This window comes from Arthrobacter sp. R3-55 (genome assembly GCF_054161505.1).
Window position 1 is genome coordinate 4,182,883 of sequence record NZ_CP096423.1, and the last position, 14,813, is coordinate 4,197,695.

At 62.9% G+C, this 14,813-nt stretch carries 14 protein-coding genes; 10 read left to right on the forward strand and 4 right to left on the reverse strand.

Features of this window, described 5'->3' with window-relative positions; all coding sequences use genetic code 11:
* Positions 1-184: 184 nt before the first annotated feature.
* Complete coding sequence (locus M1D51_RS19070; protein ID WP_458107611.1) at positions 185-1,192, reverse strand: Gfo/Idh/MocA family protein; 1,008 nt, start codon at positions 1,190-1,192, stop codon at positions 185-187.
* A gap of 46 nt (positions 1,193-1,238) precedes the next feature.
* The gene (locus tag M1D51_RS19075) at positions 1,239-2,084 is read right to left on the reverse strand and encodes a sugar phosphate isomerase/epimerase family protein (protein ID WP_458107612.1); all 846 of its coding nucleotides are present in this window, start codon (positions 2,082-2,084) and stop codon (positions 1,239-1,241) included.
* Between the two features lie 230 nt (positions 2,085-2,314).
* Here M1D51_RS19075 and M1D51_RS19080 point away from each other — a divergent pair, with 230 nt between their 5' ends.
* From M1D51_RS19080 to M1D51_RS19100, 5 genes are all read left to right on the forward strand, one after another.
* Positions 2,315-3,340, forward strand: coding sequence for a LacI family DNA-binding transcriptional regulator (locus M1D51_RS19080; protein WP_458107613.1), 1,026 nt, complete (start codon positions 2,315-2,317; stop codon positions 3,338-3,340).
* An 87-nt stretch (positions 3,341-3,427) separates the two neighbouring features.
* Positions 3,428-4,249, forward strand: a complete 822-nt coding sequence (gene nadE / locus M1D51_RS19085; RefSeq protein ID WP_458107614.1) for an ammonia-dependent NAD(+) synthetase — start codon at positions 3,428-3,430, stop codon at positions 4,247-4,249.
* 290 nt (positions 4,250-4,539) lie between these two features.
* Positions 4,540-5,190, forward strand: coding sequence for a PadR family transcriptional regulator (locus M1D51_RS19090; RefSeq protein ID WP_172325803.1), 651 nt, complete (start codon positions 4,540-4,542; stop codon positions 5,188-5,190).
* Positions 5,191-5,266: 76 nt separating this feature from the next.
* Positions 5,267-6,025 (forward strand): MerR family transcriptional regulator, encoded by a 759-nt coding sequence (locus M1D51_RS19095; protein WP_458107615.1) that lies wholly within the window; start codon positions 5,267-5,269, stop codon positions 6,023-6,025.
* A gap of 44 nt (positions 6,026-6,069) precedes the next feature.
* Entirely contained in the window at positions 6,070-6,675 is a 606-nt protein-coding gene (locus M1D51_RS19100) for a TetR/AcrR family transcriptional regulator (protein ID WP_458107616.1), read from the forward strand.
* Between the two features lie 58 nt (positions 6,676-6,733).
* Here the strand turns inward: M1D51_RS19100 and M1D51_RS19105 are convergent, their stop codons facing one another.
* A complete protein-coding gene (locus M1D51_RS19105) occupies positions 6,734-7,732 on the reverse strand; it encodes a LacI family DNA-binding transcriptional regulator (protein WP_458107617.1) in 999 nt (332 codons plus the stop codon).
* 203 nt (positions 7,733-7,935) lie between these two features.
* Here M1D51_RS19105 and M1D51_RS19110 point away from each other — a divergent pair, with 203 nt between their 5' ends.
* The 4 genes from M1D51_RS19110 (at position 7,936) to M1D51_RS19125 (ending at position 13,335) form a co-directional block, all read left to right on the forward strand.
* Positions 7,936-8,892, forward strand: coding sequence for a carbohydrate kinase family protein (locus M1D51_RS19110; RefSeq protein WP_458107618.1), 957 nt, complete (start codon positions 7,936-7,938; stop codon positions 8,890-8,892).
* A 104-nt stretch (positions 8,893-8,996) separates the two neighbouring features.
* Complete coding sequence (locus tag M1D51_RS19115) at positions 8,997-11,987, forward strand: carboxypeptidase regulatory-like domain-containing protein (protein ID WP_458107619.1); 2,991 nt, start codon at positions 8,997-8,999, stop codon at positions 11,985-11,987.
* A 74-nt stretch (positions 11,988-12,061) separates the two neighbouring features.
* The gene (locus tag M1D51_RS19120; protein ID WP_172323090.1) at positions 12,062-12,487 is read left to right on the forward strand and encodes a peptidase inhibitor family I36 protein; all 426 of its coding nucleotides are present in this window, start codon (positions 12,062-12,064) and stop codon (positions 12,485-12,487) included.
* 194 nt (positions 12,488-12,681) lie between these two features.
* Positions 12,682-13,335 (forward strand): hypothetical protein, encoded by a 654-nt coding sequence (locus tag M1D51_RS19125; RefSeq protein WP_458107620.1) that lies wholly within the window; start codon positions 12,682-12,684, stop codon positions 13,333-13,335.
* Between the two features lie 54 nt (positions 13,336-13,389).
* On the opposite strand, the gene M1D51_RS19130 is transcribed toward M1D51_RS19125, so the two are convergent.
* Positions 13,390-13,962 (reverse strand): SAM-dependent methyltransferase, encoded by a 573-nt coding sequence (locus tag M1D51_RS19130; protein WP_458109620.1) that lies wholly within the window; start codon positions 13,960-13,962, stop codon positions 13,390-13,392.
* 187 nt (positions 13,963-14,149) lie between these two features.
* Here M1D51_RS19130 and M1D51_RS19135 point away from each other — a divergent pair, with 187 nt between their 5' ends.
* Positions 14,150-14,809, forward strand: a complete 660-nt coding sequence (locus M1D51_RS19135; protein WP_458107621.1) for a maleylpyruvate isomerase family mycothiol-dependent enzyme — start codon at positions 14,150-14,152, stop codon at positions 14,807-14,809.
* The last annotated feature ends 4 nt before the right edge of the window (positions 14,810-14,813 follow it).

Below are 14,813 nucleotides of genomic sequence, written 5' to 3' on the forward strand. Positions count from 1 at the left end.
GGCTCCTACTGAGTCTTTGCCTGATGCGAGTCAGAGCTGGGGGTGTGTGGCCTGCGCCACACTTTTATGGGTGTGAGATTTACAGTACGGACTTTGTTTCGGTTTGGCAACCGATTGTCAAAAGTTTCTTATTTTGTTGCCAAGTGCCGGGGCCGGGCACTTGGATCACGCTTGCACCCTTGCTTCAGCCCACCTTTTCAAGCATGTCCGGGTAGCTTTGCGCATAGATGTCCTTGATGATGCCCAGCGACTTGGCCGCCTCCGCGGGGTTGATCCAAAACCGGCCCGGCTCCCCTAAGGTGGCGTAGAAGTCGGCGATCAGCAGTTGATGGGAAACGCCCCAATACGATCTCCCGCCGGTTTCCGCCACCCGCTCCTGGATGACCTCAACGGTCCCGTCCGCGTAGCTCACAGTGAGATCACCCCGCAGGCTGAGGGTCGCCTTTTCGGTAACGATGTCCAGCGTCACGGGTGCATTCACGGCGTTGGCCAGGGTGGCGTAAAAAACGCTGCGGGCCCCATTGACGTGCTCGGCAACGAACTCGGCCGTGTCTTCCACCTCGATCACGCCACCCAGCGAACGGGTGGACGCACGGCCTTCCACTTTGGCAACATCACCCACCAGCCACTGCAGCAGGTCTACCGTGTGGATGGCCTGGTTCATCATCAGCCCGCCCCCACCTTCCGCCCACGTACCGCGCCATGGACGGTTCCGGTAGTAGCTTCCGTCCCGGTGCCACATGACGGTTGCCGAGGCGCCGACCACCTGCCCCAACGTGCCGCCGTCGAGCAATTCATGCATGGCTTGTGACGTCGCGTTGTAGCGGTTCTGGAAGCAGACGCCGATCCTTGCCGGACTCCGCTCCGCCACCTCGATCAGCCGCTGCCCCTCTTCCAAGGTGTGTGCCAGCGGCTTTTCCACGATCACATTGACGCCGCGCTCAAGGCAGTCGGCCGCCACCGAGGCGTGGAGGTGGTGGGGAGTACAAACATGTACGACGTCGGGACGCACCTCCTGGAGCATGTCCAGGTAGTCTGCGTAGCCGGGGACGCCGTGGGCAGCTGCCGCCGCTGCCAACCTTTCGGGGTCGGTATCGCAAACTGCCACCAACTCCGCGTTCTCCAACGCAGATAGTGCCTCAAAATGTACGGTCGAGATGTCGCCGCAACCGATGACTGCCGCTGTAGGCATGTCCTGCTCCTTCGAAGGATGATGCTGAATTGTTGGGGTCAGGCCGTCAGGCCAGGGTCACGCCGTTCTTGCTTGCCAGGCCGGCGAAAGCACGCGCCGCGATGCCAAAGGCCACGGGGCCTGAGTATCCGCCGAGTTCGTGGGCGCTGGCCAAATGCGGCTCCAGGGAAGCGAAGCCGCTGTAACCATCGGCAGCGAGGGCAGCAATGGTGGCGTCCAGTTCGCCGTCGCCTTCGCCGGAGGGAACGACTTCGCCGGTGGTGGCGATCGCATCCTTCACCTGGAGGTACTCGAGGTACGGGCGAAGCAAGGCGTAGCCGTCGGTGTAAGGCTTGACGCCCACCTGGACAAAGTTGGCGTTGTCCCAGGCGACCCGCAGCGCCGGGGACGCCACGGTTTCCATGATGTCCAGGACGCGCTCCGGGGTGTCGCCGTAGATACCCTTTTCGTTTTCGTGCAGCAGAACCACACCACTGGCTTCCGCTTCAGAGGCCAAGGCCGTCATCCGCTCCATCACGGCATCGCGGATCTCTTCCTGGCTCTGGTCCTCGCCACGATAGAAGGAGAAGATGCGCACGTACTTGGTCTCCAAGGCCTTCGCCACGGAGATGATTTGGCGGAGCCGTGCGAGCTCGTGCTCTACCGGGAGGCCGACATCCACCTTGCCGATGGGGCTGGCTACGGCGGAAACCTTCAAACCCTTTTCATCCAGGATTCCCTTCAGCCGCTTCACAGCATCGGGCTCCAGCTCGGAGACGTTGGTGCCCCAGACGCTGCGGACTTCAACGTGACTCGCGCCGAGGGCCAGCAGTACTGCGGCCTGGACGGCGGGATCTGGATCTACTTCGTCGCCGAAACCGGACAGGCTCCACACGGCTTGGGGATGGGTCACGAATTCTCCTAGGTAGCCCCGTGATGCCACCGGCAGGAGCACAGTGATGCAGTTCACAGGAGTGTCTTGTCCTCACGAGTTTAGCCATCGTGGCACTATCTTGACAACCGATTGCCATTAACTGCCAAGGTATGGCATTCTTGACCCACGGTGTGGCAGTAGTCACAGCCGGATGATTTTTTGTCGTTCCGGGAGGAACGCCCATGTTTGCTGTTCAGAGAGGAACGCCCATGGCGACGCAACCCATGGCAACAGGCCGGCCTGCCACCATCCACGACATCGCGGCCCTGTGCGGCGTCGCGGCGTCCACGGTTTCGCGTGCGCTAGCCAATCCTGAGCGCGTCAACATCCGCACCCGCGAGCGGATCCAAGCTGCCGCCGTCGAGCTTAATTACACGCCCAATTCGCAGGCGAAAGCCCTCAGCTCCGGGAAGACCGGCGCCGTGGGCGTCCTGGTTCCGGATATCACCAACCCGTTCTACTTCGACCTCATCCGCGGCACCCAGTTGCAACTCAAAGCCGCCGGCTACACGCAGTTGCTGGTCGATACCGAGGAATCGGACGAGGTAGAGGCCAGCACGCTGGAACAGCTGCGCAAAAGTGCTGACGGCGTAATTGTTGCTGCGTCCCGCCTCAATGACGACTCCCTGGCCGCTGCCGCGGCGCTGATGCCGATGGTCACGGTCAACCGCGACGTCGACGGCGTCCCCGCAGTCATCATCGACACCCCCTCAGCCATGCCACAAGCACTGGACCACCTCATTTCCTGGGGCCACACGTCCGTTGCCTACGTGTCCGGCCCTGCCGTTTCGCAGTCCAGCGCCCGGCGATGGGACGCGCTCTCAGCGGCCGCGGAGGAACGCGGCGTGGAGGTCCGCCGCCTTGGACCGTTCGCACCCAAGACGCAATCCGGCGCTGCCGCAGCCGACGCCGCCGTCCACAGCGGGGTCACTGCCTGCATAGTCTTCAATGACCTGATCGCCATCGGCATGCTGCAACGGCTCCGGGAACGTGGCCTCCGGGTGCCGGAGGACATGAGCATCGTGGGCTGTGATGACATCTTCGGGGCAGATTTCTGCAATCCGCCGCTGACCACCATGAGCTCGCCCATTGAGCAGGCCGGCAGGGTGGCGGTATCCATGCTGCTGGCCCAGTTGAATCCACTCGCCGGCGGCGGCAACAGGAACCGCTCGGTCATGCCCACCCACCTCACGGTTCGCGGCTCCACTGGTCCTGTCCCCTCCCCCCAGGCCTAATCGACATCCAGCCCGAATCACCAGCGCAGCCGAATCACCAGCGCAATATGGTTGAGGGTTCGTGACGCGGCTGACTAGTGTTGGACCATGCGCGAACTCCAGGAAAAGATCATTGAAGAAATGGGCGTCCAGCCCCGGATCGATCCTGCGGAGGAGATCCGTCAGCGGGTCGCCTTCCTGAAGGATTACGTCAAAGCAACAGGCACCAAGGGCTTTGTGCTGGGTATTTCCGGAGGGCTCGATTCCACGCTCGCCGGGCGCTTGGCCCAGCTGGCAGTCGAGGAGCTCGAAGCTGAAGGCGTTGATGCGAACTTCGTGGCCGTCCGGCTCCCCTACGGCGTCCAGCACGACGAAGACGACGCCCAGGCGGCCCTGGACTTCATCAAGGCCAAGACCGAGTGGACCTTCAACATTTCCGCGGCCGTTGACTGCTTCGAGGACGAGTTCCAGAAGACCACCGGCGCTGAAATCTCCGACTTCCACAAGGGCAACACCAAGGCCCGGGCCCGCATGATCGCGCAGTACGCCCTGGCCGGCGAGCACAACTACCTGGTGATCGGCACCGATCACGGCGCCGAGTCCGTCACGGGCTTCTTCACCAAATTCGGCGACGGCGGTGCGGACATCCTTCCGCTGTTCGGCCTGAACAAACGCCAGAACCGGACGCTCCTTGCCGAGTTGGGCGCTCCCGCCCGCCTGTGGCAGAAGGTTCCCACTGCCGACCTCCTGGACGACAAGCCCGGCCGCACCGACGAGGACGAGCTCGGCATCACCTACGACCAGATCGACGATTACCTCGAAGGCCGCGAGGTGCCTGATGGAGCGGCCGAGCTCATCGAGCAGAAGTACCTCCGGACGCGCCACAAGCGCACCGTTCCGGTCACCATCTTCGATACCTGGTGGAAATAAGCGCATTACCGCTCTGACCAAACCAGAGCGTTCAAAACCACCGCGCTGACAAAACCACGACGGCGGGTGCCGGCTTCCCTACGGAAGTCCGCACCGGCCGTCGTGCTTTAACCAACCCTCTCCCACATCCCAAGCCCTTCCCGCCAACCCTCTTCCACATCCCGCGGCCTTCCCACCAACCCTCTCCCACATCCCGCGCCAGGTCTTGACGTCCCGATAGTTACCGATATATCGTTAACTATCGCCGATACTTCTTCGGTGATTCACACAACCGAAAGGACGATGCTGTTATGAAAGGCATCAACGAAAACAACAACTCATTCCCTGAGCACGACCACGGACACCCCGAACACGGACACGGCCGAGGCCGCTTCAACCGGGGCAAGGGCCGGCGCGGACCGGGCGGGCACGGCGGGGGCGGATTCGGTCCGGGCTTCGGGCCCGGCGGTTTCGGTCCCGGGTTTGGCCCCGGTTTCGGGCCGAGGGGCTTCGGTCCCGGCGGTGCACGCCGAGCCAACCGTGGTGACGTCCGGGCAGCGATCCTCTCGCTCCTGGCCGAGGCCCCGTCCAATGGATACGGCCTGATCAAGACCATCGCCGAGAAGACATCCGGGGCCTGGCGTCCCAGCCCCGGCTCGGTCTACCCCACCTTGCAGCAGCTGGTGGACGAAGGACTGATCGTCGCCGTCGGCGAGGGCCGCCGCACCGAGTTCACCCTCACGGACGATGGCAAGGCTTATATTGCCGAGCATGAGGAAGAGCTCGCCAACGCCTGGAACACCGAGGCCGATGCAACCGGACCTGCATTCCACCAAAGCGTCGGCAAACTCATGGGAGTGATCCACCAGTTCCGCTCGGCCGCCACGGACGAACAGCGCCAGGCAGCCATTGAAAAGCTCGACGAGACCCGCCGCGCCCTCTACCTGATCCTGGCTGACTAATGCCTGCTGAAGTCCTCTTGACCTTGACGTAACGTCAACCCCTACTGTCGAAGAACAAGCACAGGACGGAGGACGTATGGACTGGTCAATTCAGGAAATCGCCAAGATTGCAGGGACAACCAGCCGCACGCTGCGTCACTACGACGACATTGGGCTGCTGAAGCCAAGCCGGACCGGCCATAACGGCTACCGCTACTATGACGGTCCGGCCTTGGTTCAGCTCCAGCGCATCCTCCTGCTCCGGGAACTGGGGCTTGGCCTGCCGGCCATCGCCGAAGTTCTCGATCGCGAGACCGATACCGTCAAGGCGCTCAGCAGCCACCTGGACTGGCTCGCCCAGGAGCAGGACCGGTTGACCCGGCAGATTGCCTCCGTTCGGCAAACCATCGACACAATGAAAGGGGATGGAAAGTACATGGCACAGAACATGTTTGATGGCTTCGACCACACTCAATACAAGGACGAGGTGGAGGAGCGCTGGGGCAAGGACGCCTACGCCGCCAGTGATTCGTGGTGGCGCGGGATGAGCGCCGAGGAAAAGCAGCAATGGAAGGATCGCGTCCAAAAGCTGGGCACGGACTGGATCTCAGCAGCAGAGTCCGGCGTTGCACCTGACAGTACCGAAGCACAGGATTTGGCACGACGTCACGTTGAATGGCTTCGCGGCATACCCGGAACCCCGACGGCGGCACCTGGCGGAGACATCAAGGGTTACGTCACGGGACTTGGCGAGATGTACGTCGCTGACCCTAGGTTTGCCGCCAATTACGGCGGGGAAACAGGGGCGATTTTCGTCCGGGACGCTTTGCGGGTTTACGCAGAAAAAAACCTCTAAACGGTCGGGATGCGCTGATCAGAGTTAGGCAATAGTCTGACCGAATGGGTACAAGCACCGTGAAATCCGGCGAACAGGTTGACAGGCAGAAGCGCATTCTCGAAGCGGCACTGGAATTGCTGTCCCGCCACGGCATTTCGGGCATCAACATGCGGGCCGTGGCACGTGAAGCCGGCGTCGCACTGGGGCTTGTGAACTACTACTACGAAGACAAATCGAGTTTGATCCGCGCGGTGCTCCACCAGATCGAAGAGCACGACCTCCTGCTGGTGGAGCCTTCGCCCACCTCAACCCCGGACGAACAACTCCGGGAGTCTCTTCGTCGGGTTGCCGATCCAGGGCTCCTGACCACCCCGTACCTTTCACTTCGCCTCCACTTGTGGGCCCTCGCTCAGGCCGACGAGGAGTTTGCCCGGATCAACGCCGCAGCTTTCGACCGCTACCTTCAAGGGCTTGCGGCATTGATCGGCAATGCCGTTTCCGGGTTGTCGCAGGATGAATCCAGGGAGCGGGCGGCCGACATCGTGGTGGTGCAGAACGGCATGTGGCTCACCACCCTCCTGGGGATCGACAAGGCCGCAATCGAGCGCGGCATTGCCCGCACGGAAGAGATTGCCTTCGCGCCGTCGCGGCACCAGGCCGGGTCTTAGTCTTCCGGAAGAAACGACGACGGCGGCAGCACCGCCGTCGTTGTCTGCCTTGTCCGGATCAGCTCGGGGGACGGATTTCACCGGAGCCCCGCTGTATCAATTCGGTGGGGACGACATAGGTCCGGGCGGGGTTCGCGTCGCCGTCGATCCTTGCAAGGATCCGCTCAGCTGCAAGCTTGCCGATGCGCTCGGGGTGCTGGGCGATCACGGTGATCCCGGGGTCCATCATGTCGGCCAACATGAAATCATCGAACCCGATGAGGGCAACCTTGTGATGCAGTCCCAGTGCTTTAAGGGCCCGCATGGCGCCAAACGTCACCAGGTTCTGGCTGGAGAAAATCGCCGTCGGAGGGTTTTCCGAGGTGAGTAGTTCGTGAGCGGCCCGAAAGGCGGTTTCCTCATCGTGCAGGTTCTCCCGAACCGCGACAACGGAGGCGGAAATGCCTGCACCGCCGACGCCGTCCAGGAATCCCGTCCGGCGCTTCCCGGCAGTCTGGATGTCCGTCCGGTCGCCAAGGTAGGCCAGCCGGGTATGTCCGTGCTCGATGAGATGGGCCGCCGCGTTTGCCGCACCGACTTCGTTATCAGTGACTACCGCGTCAGCTTCGATACCCGCCGGTTCACGGTCAATGAATACCAGTGGCAGGTCCCGGGAGTGCTCCGGGATCATGTATGCCTGGCTCTTGGAAATGGTGGTCAGGACAAGCCCGTCAACCCGGCGGCCCAGGAAAGCTGAAATGAGCTTCTTTTCCCGCTCGGGATCGTCATCCAGGCTGGCGGCGAAGACTGCAATTCCGCGCAAAGCCAGGGCGTCTTCCATGGCCCTGTGAATTTCTCCACTGAACGGGTTGGATACGCTCGGAAGCAGCAGGCCTATGGACTGGGTCTTGCGTCCGGAACGCTTGAGGCTGCCCGCAGTGATGTCCAGTTGGTACTGCAGTTGTTCGGTGGCACGGATGACGCGCTGCCGGGTGGCCTCGGAGACTCCAGGCTCGTCGTTGACTACCCGGGAGACCGTTTTGATCCCAACCCCGGCGAGATCCGCCACGTTCTTCATCGTTGGGCGCTTGTGCCCGGAATCCGATTGGTAAGGACTGGACACCGTTGTCAACTTGCTTCTCCTCATCTTGATTCAACACTTGACTCTATCGTGTGGGCTTGCTTACATGGTGACTGACAACGTTGTCATTGTGAAAATGCGCCCGGACCCATCCCCCTGCCGCTCCTCCGATCAGCCGGCAACCCGACGAAAGAACCAAGATGCACAACCTTCCCCCGGGCGGATCCGCCCAAAACCCACTGGACGTCCTCGTTATCGGCGAGGCCTTGGTGGACATTGTGAACACCCGGGAAGGACGCATCAGCTACCCTGGCGGTTCCCCTGCCAACGTCGCCTACGGACTGGGCCGCCTCGGGGTGCCGACCGGGCTTCTCACAGCGATCGGCGACGACGAACACGGCGCCGCCATCACATCCCACCTTCACAGCGCCGGTGTCCAACTGCTTCCCGGATCTACTTCCCTCACGCGCACCGCCACAGCCACCGCTACACTCGCAGCGGACGGCTCGGCCAGCTACGAGTTCGACATCCGCTGGGAACTTGCACCCGTTGCACCGGCCATGATTCCGAAAGTCCTGCATACCGGATCCATCGCCACCTTCCTGGCCCCTGGAGCGTCCACCGTGCGCACCCTCCTGGAGCAGAGCCACGACTCCTGCCTGGTCACCTATGACCCCAACATCCGCCCGGCCCTCCTTGGCAGCCACGCCGAAGCGCAGCGGACTTTCGAGGACCTGCTCCCCCTTATTGACGTCATCAAACTCAGCGATGAGGACGCGCAGTGGCTCTATCCCGAGTCCTCGCCGGACGACGTCGCCTCCCGCCTGCTCAACCACGGCGCCCGGATGGCCGTCATCACCCGTGGCGCCGAAGGTGCACTCCTTGCCACTCCGGGGGCGCGCGCCACCATCCCGTCTGTGAAGACCCAGGTTGCAGACACCATCGGCGCCGGCGACTCCTACATGGCCGCGCTCATCTTTGAACTGCTGGCCAGAGGGGAAAAGGCTTTCGCACCAACAGCCCTCGGCCACATCGGACAGACCGCAGCTATTGCCGCCGCGATCACCGTCAGCAGGCCCGGCGCCAATCCTCCAACCTCCGATGAACTTCAAGCCCGGTTGGAAGGACTCAACCAGCAGCCGCTGGCCTCTGTATAGACCGGGGCAGAACTCCCCATGGCACTGCTGCGGGCCGACGCCTACGATGTCAGTGGACCACTCGGTCCCCTTTAGTCACTTTTTTGGGGAAAAGGACCTTACCCATGCCGTTGCAGCGACGTGCCGCCCACCATCCGATTCGAAGGACGCGGCAGGGGGTGTGGGCCATCCTGACGGCAGTCATCCTGGTGGCGGCGGGCCTCTTCGCCGGTGCCGCGCCCGCTTCGGCCGCGACGTACACCTTCAAGGGAGTCGTCAAAGGAAAATTGACAGCTACCGCAACGGCCACTCCCCTGGGCGACGTGTGGGTGGGTGCGTATACCAACGACGAACGGGCCTCCTATGTGGCCGGCGCCTGGTCCGCGGCCGATGGCTCGTACAGTTTCACCGTGCCGACGGCCGGCAGTTACAAGATATGGACTACCTGCAGCACCGGACCTTGTTCCGCCACGTATGCGGATGAGTGGAACGGCAACCAGTCCAGTTCCTACGGTTCGACGCCGGTTGCCGTCACCGACGCTGCCCCCACCACCACTTTCAACCCGCAGTTGGAAGCCTTCGGCAGCATGACCGGACGGGTCACCAACAAGGCCGGCCAGCCACTGACTGCTGTGTCCGTTTCAGCTTCGCCCAACAACGGCGGACAGATCAGCAGCACCAAGCCGGACGCCAACGGCTACTTCACCCTTACCAAGATCCGCCCCAACCAGGCCTACATCAGCGTCCGGGACGAGTCCGGCCAGCGCCTCTACCTGGAGCAGTACTGGACCGGCACCACCATGGTGGACACCTACACGGTGGCCACTGTTCCTGCGGGAGTTAAATGGACCAACGTGAACTTCGTCCTCAAGGATGAAACCGTCATGGAGGCCACCGTCGTCGATCCGGCCGGCGCGCCGATTGCCGACGTCGGGTATTCGCCGATGGTCTACAACGAAGCCACGGCAGCTTGGGAAGGCCCACAGATGGGGCCGCTGACATCGGATGCGCAGGGCAAGATCTATTGGCGCATGACGGTAGGCAGGAAGTACAAGCTCTGCGTCTCGGACACTTTCTACGAGGGCGCACCCCGCGAGAAGCGATACAAGGCCGAGTGCTACGACAACACCGCCACCCTGGACACGGCCACCGTCCTGACGGCCACTGCTGCCGGCCAGCGCATCAAGCTGACCATGCAGCTGGACGTTGCAGGGCTGTCGCTGACACCTGACAGGCCGTTCGTTTACGGCTCTGCCCAGGCAGGTCAGAAGCTTACGGTCGATCCCGGCGTTTGGGGACCGGCTCCAGTGACGCTCGCCTACCAGTGGCAGCGTTCCAAGGACGGCGTGGTCGCCCAAGACATTCCCGGCGCCACCACCACTGTCTACATTCCCACCGCCGCCGATGCCGGGTACGACATCTGGGCAAAGGTCACCGGGACCAAGACCGGATACGCCTCGCACACCACCTCGGTGCACGCCGGTAAGTCCGGAGCCGAGGCTGTCACGGCTTCGAAGCCCTTCACCCTTCTGGGCACGCCCAGCGCCGGGAACACCCTGACCGTTGACCATGGAACCCTGAGCCCCACCCCTGATTTCGGCCCTTACTATGACTGGTTCGTCAACGGCGTGCAGGACCACAGGACCAATGGGCCAACGTTCCTCCTCCAGGCTTCCGACGCCGGGAAAAAAGTCACCGTACGGCTTAGCATCCATGACTGGCCGTTGCAGCCCTACTACGGCCAGGCCAGCGTCACTGTCGCAGCAGGCACACTGACTGCTCCTGTCCCGACCATAACGGGGACCACCAAGGTAGGTTCGACGCTCACTGCGGTTCCGGGGACATGGGGACCGGCTCCGGTGACGCTGGCCTACCAGTGGTACCGAAGCGGCGTCGCCATCACAGGTGCCACATCAGCTACCTACGCATTGGCTTCTGCCGATCTGGGGAAGACCATGACCGTTCGGGTCACAGGCACCAAGTCCGGATTTACGACGACGGCGAAGACTTCCGTTGCGACAGCCGCCGTCGCGGCCGGCACGTTGACCGCGCCGGTGCCCACCGTGTCCGGGACCGCGAAAGTTGGCTCGATGCTCACCGCTGTACCCGGAGCATGGGGACCGGCTCCCGTAACGATGGCCTACCAGTGGTACCGGAGCGGCGTCGCAATCACCGGTGCCACATCGTCAACCTACGCCTTGGCTGCCGCCGACTTGGGCAAGACCATGACCGTCCAGGTCACGGGCACCAAGGCCGGGTTCACTACTGCGTCCAAGACCTCCGCTGCCACTGCTGCCGTGGCGGTAGGCACGCTGACCGCGCCGGTGCCGACGATCTCCGGGACGGCGAAGGTTGGCTCTGCCCTCACAGCTGTTCCCGGGGCGTGGGGACCGGCTCCCGTAACGCTGGCCTACCAGTGGTACCGGACTGGTGTTGCCATTACCGGGGCTACGTCTGCCAGCTACACCTTGACTGCCGCCGACCTTGGCAAAACCATGACCGTCCGGGTCACGGGAACCAAGGCCGGATTTACGACGACGGCCAAAACTTCCGCGGCGACCGCCGCCGTGGCGGTGGGAACCCTGACCGCTCCGGTGCCGACGATCTCCGGGACGGTGAAGGTCGGTGCGGTCCTCACGGCAGTGCCGGGTGCGTGGGGCCCTGCCCCCGTGACGTTGGCGTACCAGTGGTTCCGGAGTGGCATCGCGATCACGGGTGCCACCTCAGCTACCTACTCGCTCACTGCCGCCGACCTGGGTAAGACCATCACTGTCCGCGTCACCGGCAGCAAGACCGGATTCACGACGGCGGCGAAAACCTCCGTGGCGACTGCCGCCGTGGCGGCGGGCACGCTGACCGGGCCTACTCCCACGATCTCCGGCACCAAAACGGTAGGCAGCACGCTCACGGCAACCCCCGGCGTGTGGGGGCCGGCGCCTGTGACCCTGACCTACCAGTGGTTCCGCGGAAGCACCGCCATTACGGGTGCAACCGCCCAGACGTACAAGCTGGTTGCCGCGGACAAGGGAAGCGCCATCAAGGTACGCGTGACAGGAACGAAGACCGCGTACACCGCACTGGCCCGCTACTCCGCGGCCACTGCCCTGATCGGCTGACCCGCCAGGAACATCAGTAGCAGCGCAGTCAGCAGTTGTATGTCGTCAATCTCCGGAAATTGAAAGGTCTACCAATGAAACTCATCAAGCGAATCACCGGGACCGTGTCATTGCTTGGATTGGCAGCAGGGGCGTTCCTTGCCGGCGCGCCCGCGGCTCAAGCCGGCTCAACGTGCCCCTACGAGAGGCTGTGCTTGTACTTCAACAGCAACTACGAAGGGGCACGCGCCGACACCCAGTACTCCGACGGTTGGCTGGGTGACGAACTGTTCAACAACGGCCCCGCCGGCGCCAACGGATGGAACGTCCAGGTCAACAACAACGCCGCCTCGATCATCAACAACACCAGCGAAACTGTCTGGGTCTACGACGATTCCCATTGCGGCGGAAACCCACTCAGCATCGGACCCGGCGGACGATGGAACCTCGAGGCCCTGGGATTGAAGAACAAGGTGTCCTCGTTCTTCATCGACAACAGAGGCAACTGCGCAAACCGATGAGTACCACAGCGAGAGGCCTTGAGCCGATGACCGCCTGGAACCTGGCCTTTCGCTGTGGCAATGGCCTTGGCAACGCGCCAGGACGAGCTCCCGGTGCTGCACTGCCAAGCCAGCCGCCTTCAGGGTGGACAGGCGGCCATGGTCCGGGCGTTCGTTGGGAACACTGGCCGCGCAGCCTCAATACTGGGTTGCCCATGATGCATGTGCTGACTCTCTGGCTGCCCGCAGACTTCCTAAGGCGCGGGCCACAGTTCCCTGGGATAGCCATCTTTGCCGGCGAGGGCCAGTTTGCAGTGGAAGACACATCTGCCATTCCCAGCGCGGAATCAGCCGATCCTTTCCTGCGCGACCTTGCAGCAGCCGAGGACCATCCCGGCCTTTTGAGGCGAAGAGACGTGATCGGCGGAGAATTCGCGATCCTTTGGCTCACCCACGATGAATTGGCGGCCGGACCAACAGCGCCCCGCCCGGATCTTCGTGTCGGGGGTGACCATGGGGATGAGTCAGAAGGTACAAACGCCTGGGACGAGGTTGAGCCAACCACAGACATTTGGCTGATTCCGCGCGCCGATCCCAATGCCGGCAAGGCCCCCGTCGAACTCTGGGGAGATGAGGCTGGGCCAGATGGGTATGTCAATCCCTCAACAGGCAACGGACTTGCCGACTGGGCAGAACCCCTGTTTGCCATGAGCCACTTGGGCGGGACGGCCTTTCCCATCCAAGCAATGCCTGACGGGCTCACTCCTTGGTACCTCGAACTGGAAGAGATTTCTGGGCTCAACTTTGGCGGTGGCGGCAATGCCCAATTCGACCTTGAATCAGATACGTTCGACTGGGCTTGCGGATAGTACAGTCCGAGCATCCAGCAGCGGGCACATGAGCCATAGACACCCCAGCCTCGGTTATATCGGGACTAGTTTTCGGTTTTTCGTCGCCGGCCTGGCCGCTATGCTCGCAGGCTGTTCCGCCGTTCCGTCATCGATTTCCGAATCTGAATTTCGCGGAGGACTGCCATCGGCAGCAATTACAGCTGATCCCGGGTCCTGGGCCGAGGATCCGTCATTCCCCGCTCCTGTCCCTGTAGCGGGCTGGCTGGATGCCGGCGCGAGGTTTGCGGTTGTCCTCAGCGGCAGTTCCAGCTGCCCGGTCTTCCCGTCTTCAATAGAGGTCCTCAGTGCCCACCACATAAAGTTGAGCATTGCCTCGCATACCGCGCAGGCCTGAGTCACTCTCTCGAGCAGTCCACGGGTGGATGCCTGTTGCGTCGCCCGGTCCATGAATGCCGAAGCACGGTCCACTCCACGTCCCCGTGCCTGCGGGGCCGAGGCTAAAACCCGAAGCAGAAGTTCGCCCCATCCGCACCCCATGTCCAGAACCTCAGCAGGGGCCGGGTCGGACAAGAACGCCACAAGGTGGGCGGCACGTTCCTCCGAAAGCGGGGTGAGCCAGGTCAGCGACTCATACAGGGGCGGCATTTCAAGCGAAGTGGCGTCGGTCACTCCATGATGCTCTCACGATTCATGGAAGCCACAGCTTGGCCACCGGCCTGCAGCGCTCCGGACGGGTTCCCGCTCCGCTGACGACCTCCTGTGTTTGAATGCGTCTATAAGAAGCGAGCGTGGGCTTGGAACCACAGAACTCTCATAGAGGAAGCAGGAAGACGTGGGGAAACCTTCGGACGGCCATCTTTGGACCCTGGTTCATGCTGAGCGCGCCGCGCTGGTGGAGGACCTGACCGGCCTTAGCCCGGAGCAATGGCGCCACGAGACCCTGTGTGGGCGATGGGATGTGGAGCACGTCGTCGCGCATCTGACGGCCGCGGCGAGCCTTAACCAGTGGCAGTGGTTGCGCAGCATGCTCGGTGCCCGTTTCCGGCCTGACGTGCACAACCAGCGGAGGCTGGAGGAGCACCGTGGTAGCACCCCGGCTAAGACCTTGGAGAGGTTCCGCGCCGTCATCCACAGCAGCATCGCCCCTTCCTCCGATACTCCGGCCTATCTGGGGGAGGTAATCGTGCATGCCCAGGACATCCGCCGGCCCCTGGGGCTTCCCCGTACTCCGAGCATTGACGCTTTGACGCCCGTCGCGGAGTTCTACGCGCGCCGGGACTTTGCGGTTGCCAGCCGCACCCACGCTGCGGACCTGCAGTTGAGGGCGGATGACGGGCCCTTCTCAGCAGGGACAGGACCGCTGGTTACGGGGACCACCCTCGCCCTGGTCATGGCGATGGCCGGACGTATTCCCTACCTTGAGGACCTCCAAGGCCCCGGTGTACCTGTTCTTCGCTCACGCCTGGAGATCCAGGCCGCGAAACCCGCTTAGTTCA

Excerpts from the sequence above, each read along its gene's own strand:
- M1D51_RS19070 (WP_458107611.1), bottom strand. The coding sequence starts at position 1,192 with ATGCCTACAGCGGCAGTCATCGGTTGCGGCGACATCTCGACCGTACAT.
- M1D51_RS19080 (WP_458107613.1), top strand. The coding sequence starts at position 2,315 with ATGGCGACGCAACCCATGGCAACAGGCCGGCCTGCCACCATCCACGAC.
- nadE (WP_458107614.1), top strand. The coding sequence starts at position 3,428 with ATGCGCGAACTCCAGGAAAAGATCATTGAAGAAATGGGCGTCCAGCCC.
- M1D51_RS19090 (WP_172325803.1), top strand. The coding sequence starts at position 4,540 with ATGAAAGGCATCAACGAAAACAACAACTCATTCCCTGAGCACGACCAC.
- M1D51_RS19095 (WP_458107615.1), top strand. The coding sequence starts at position 5,267 with ATGGACTGGTCAATTCAGGAAATCGCCAAGATTGCAGGGACAACCAGC.
- M1D51_RS19100 (WP_458107616.1), top strand. The coding sequence starts at position 6,070 with ATGGGTACAAGCACCGTGAAATCCGGCGAACAGGTTGACAGGCAGAAG.
- M1D51_RS19105 (WP_458107617.1), bottom strand. The coding sequence starts at position 7,732 with ATGAAGAACGTGGCGGATCTCGCCGGGGTTGGGATCAAAACGGTCTCC.
- M1D51_RS19110 (WP_458107618.1), top strand. The coding sequence starts at position 7,936 with ATGCACAACCTTCCCCCGGGCGGATCCGCCCAAAACCCACTGGACGTC.
- M1D51_RS19115 (WP_458107619.1), top strand. The coding sequence starts at position 8,997 with ATGCCGTTGCAGCGACGTGCCGCCCACCATCCGATTCGAAGGACGCGG.
- M1D51_RS19120 (WP_172323090.1), top strand. The coding sequence starts at position 12,062 with ATGAAACTCATCAAGCGAATCACCGGGACCGTGTCATTGCTTGGATTG.
- M1D51_RS19125 (WP_458107620.1), top strand. The coding sequence starts at position 12,682 with ATGATGCATGTGCTGACTCTCTGGCTGCCCGCAGACTTCCTAAGGCGC.
- M1D51_RS19130 (WP_458109620.1), bottom strand. The coding sequence starts at position 13,962 with ATGCCGCCCCTGTATGAGTCGCTGACCTGGCTCACCCCGCTTTCGGAG.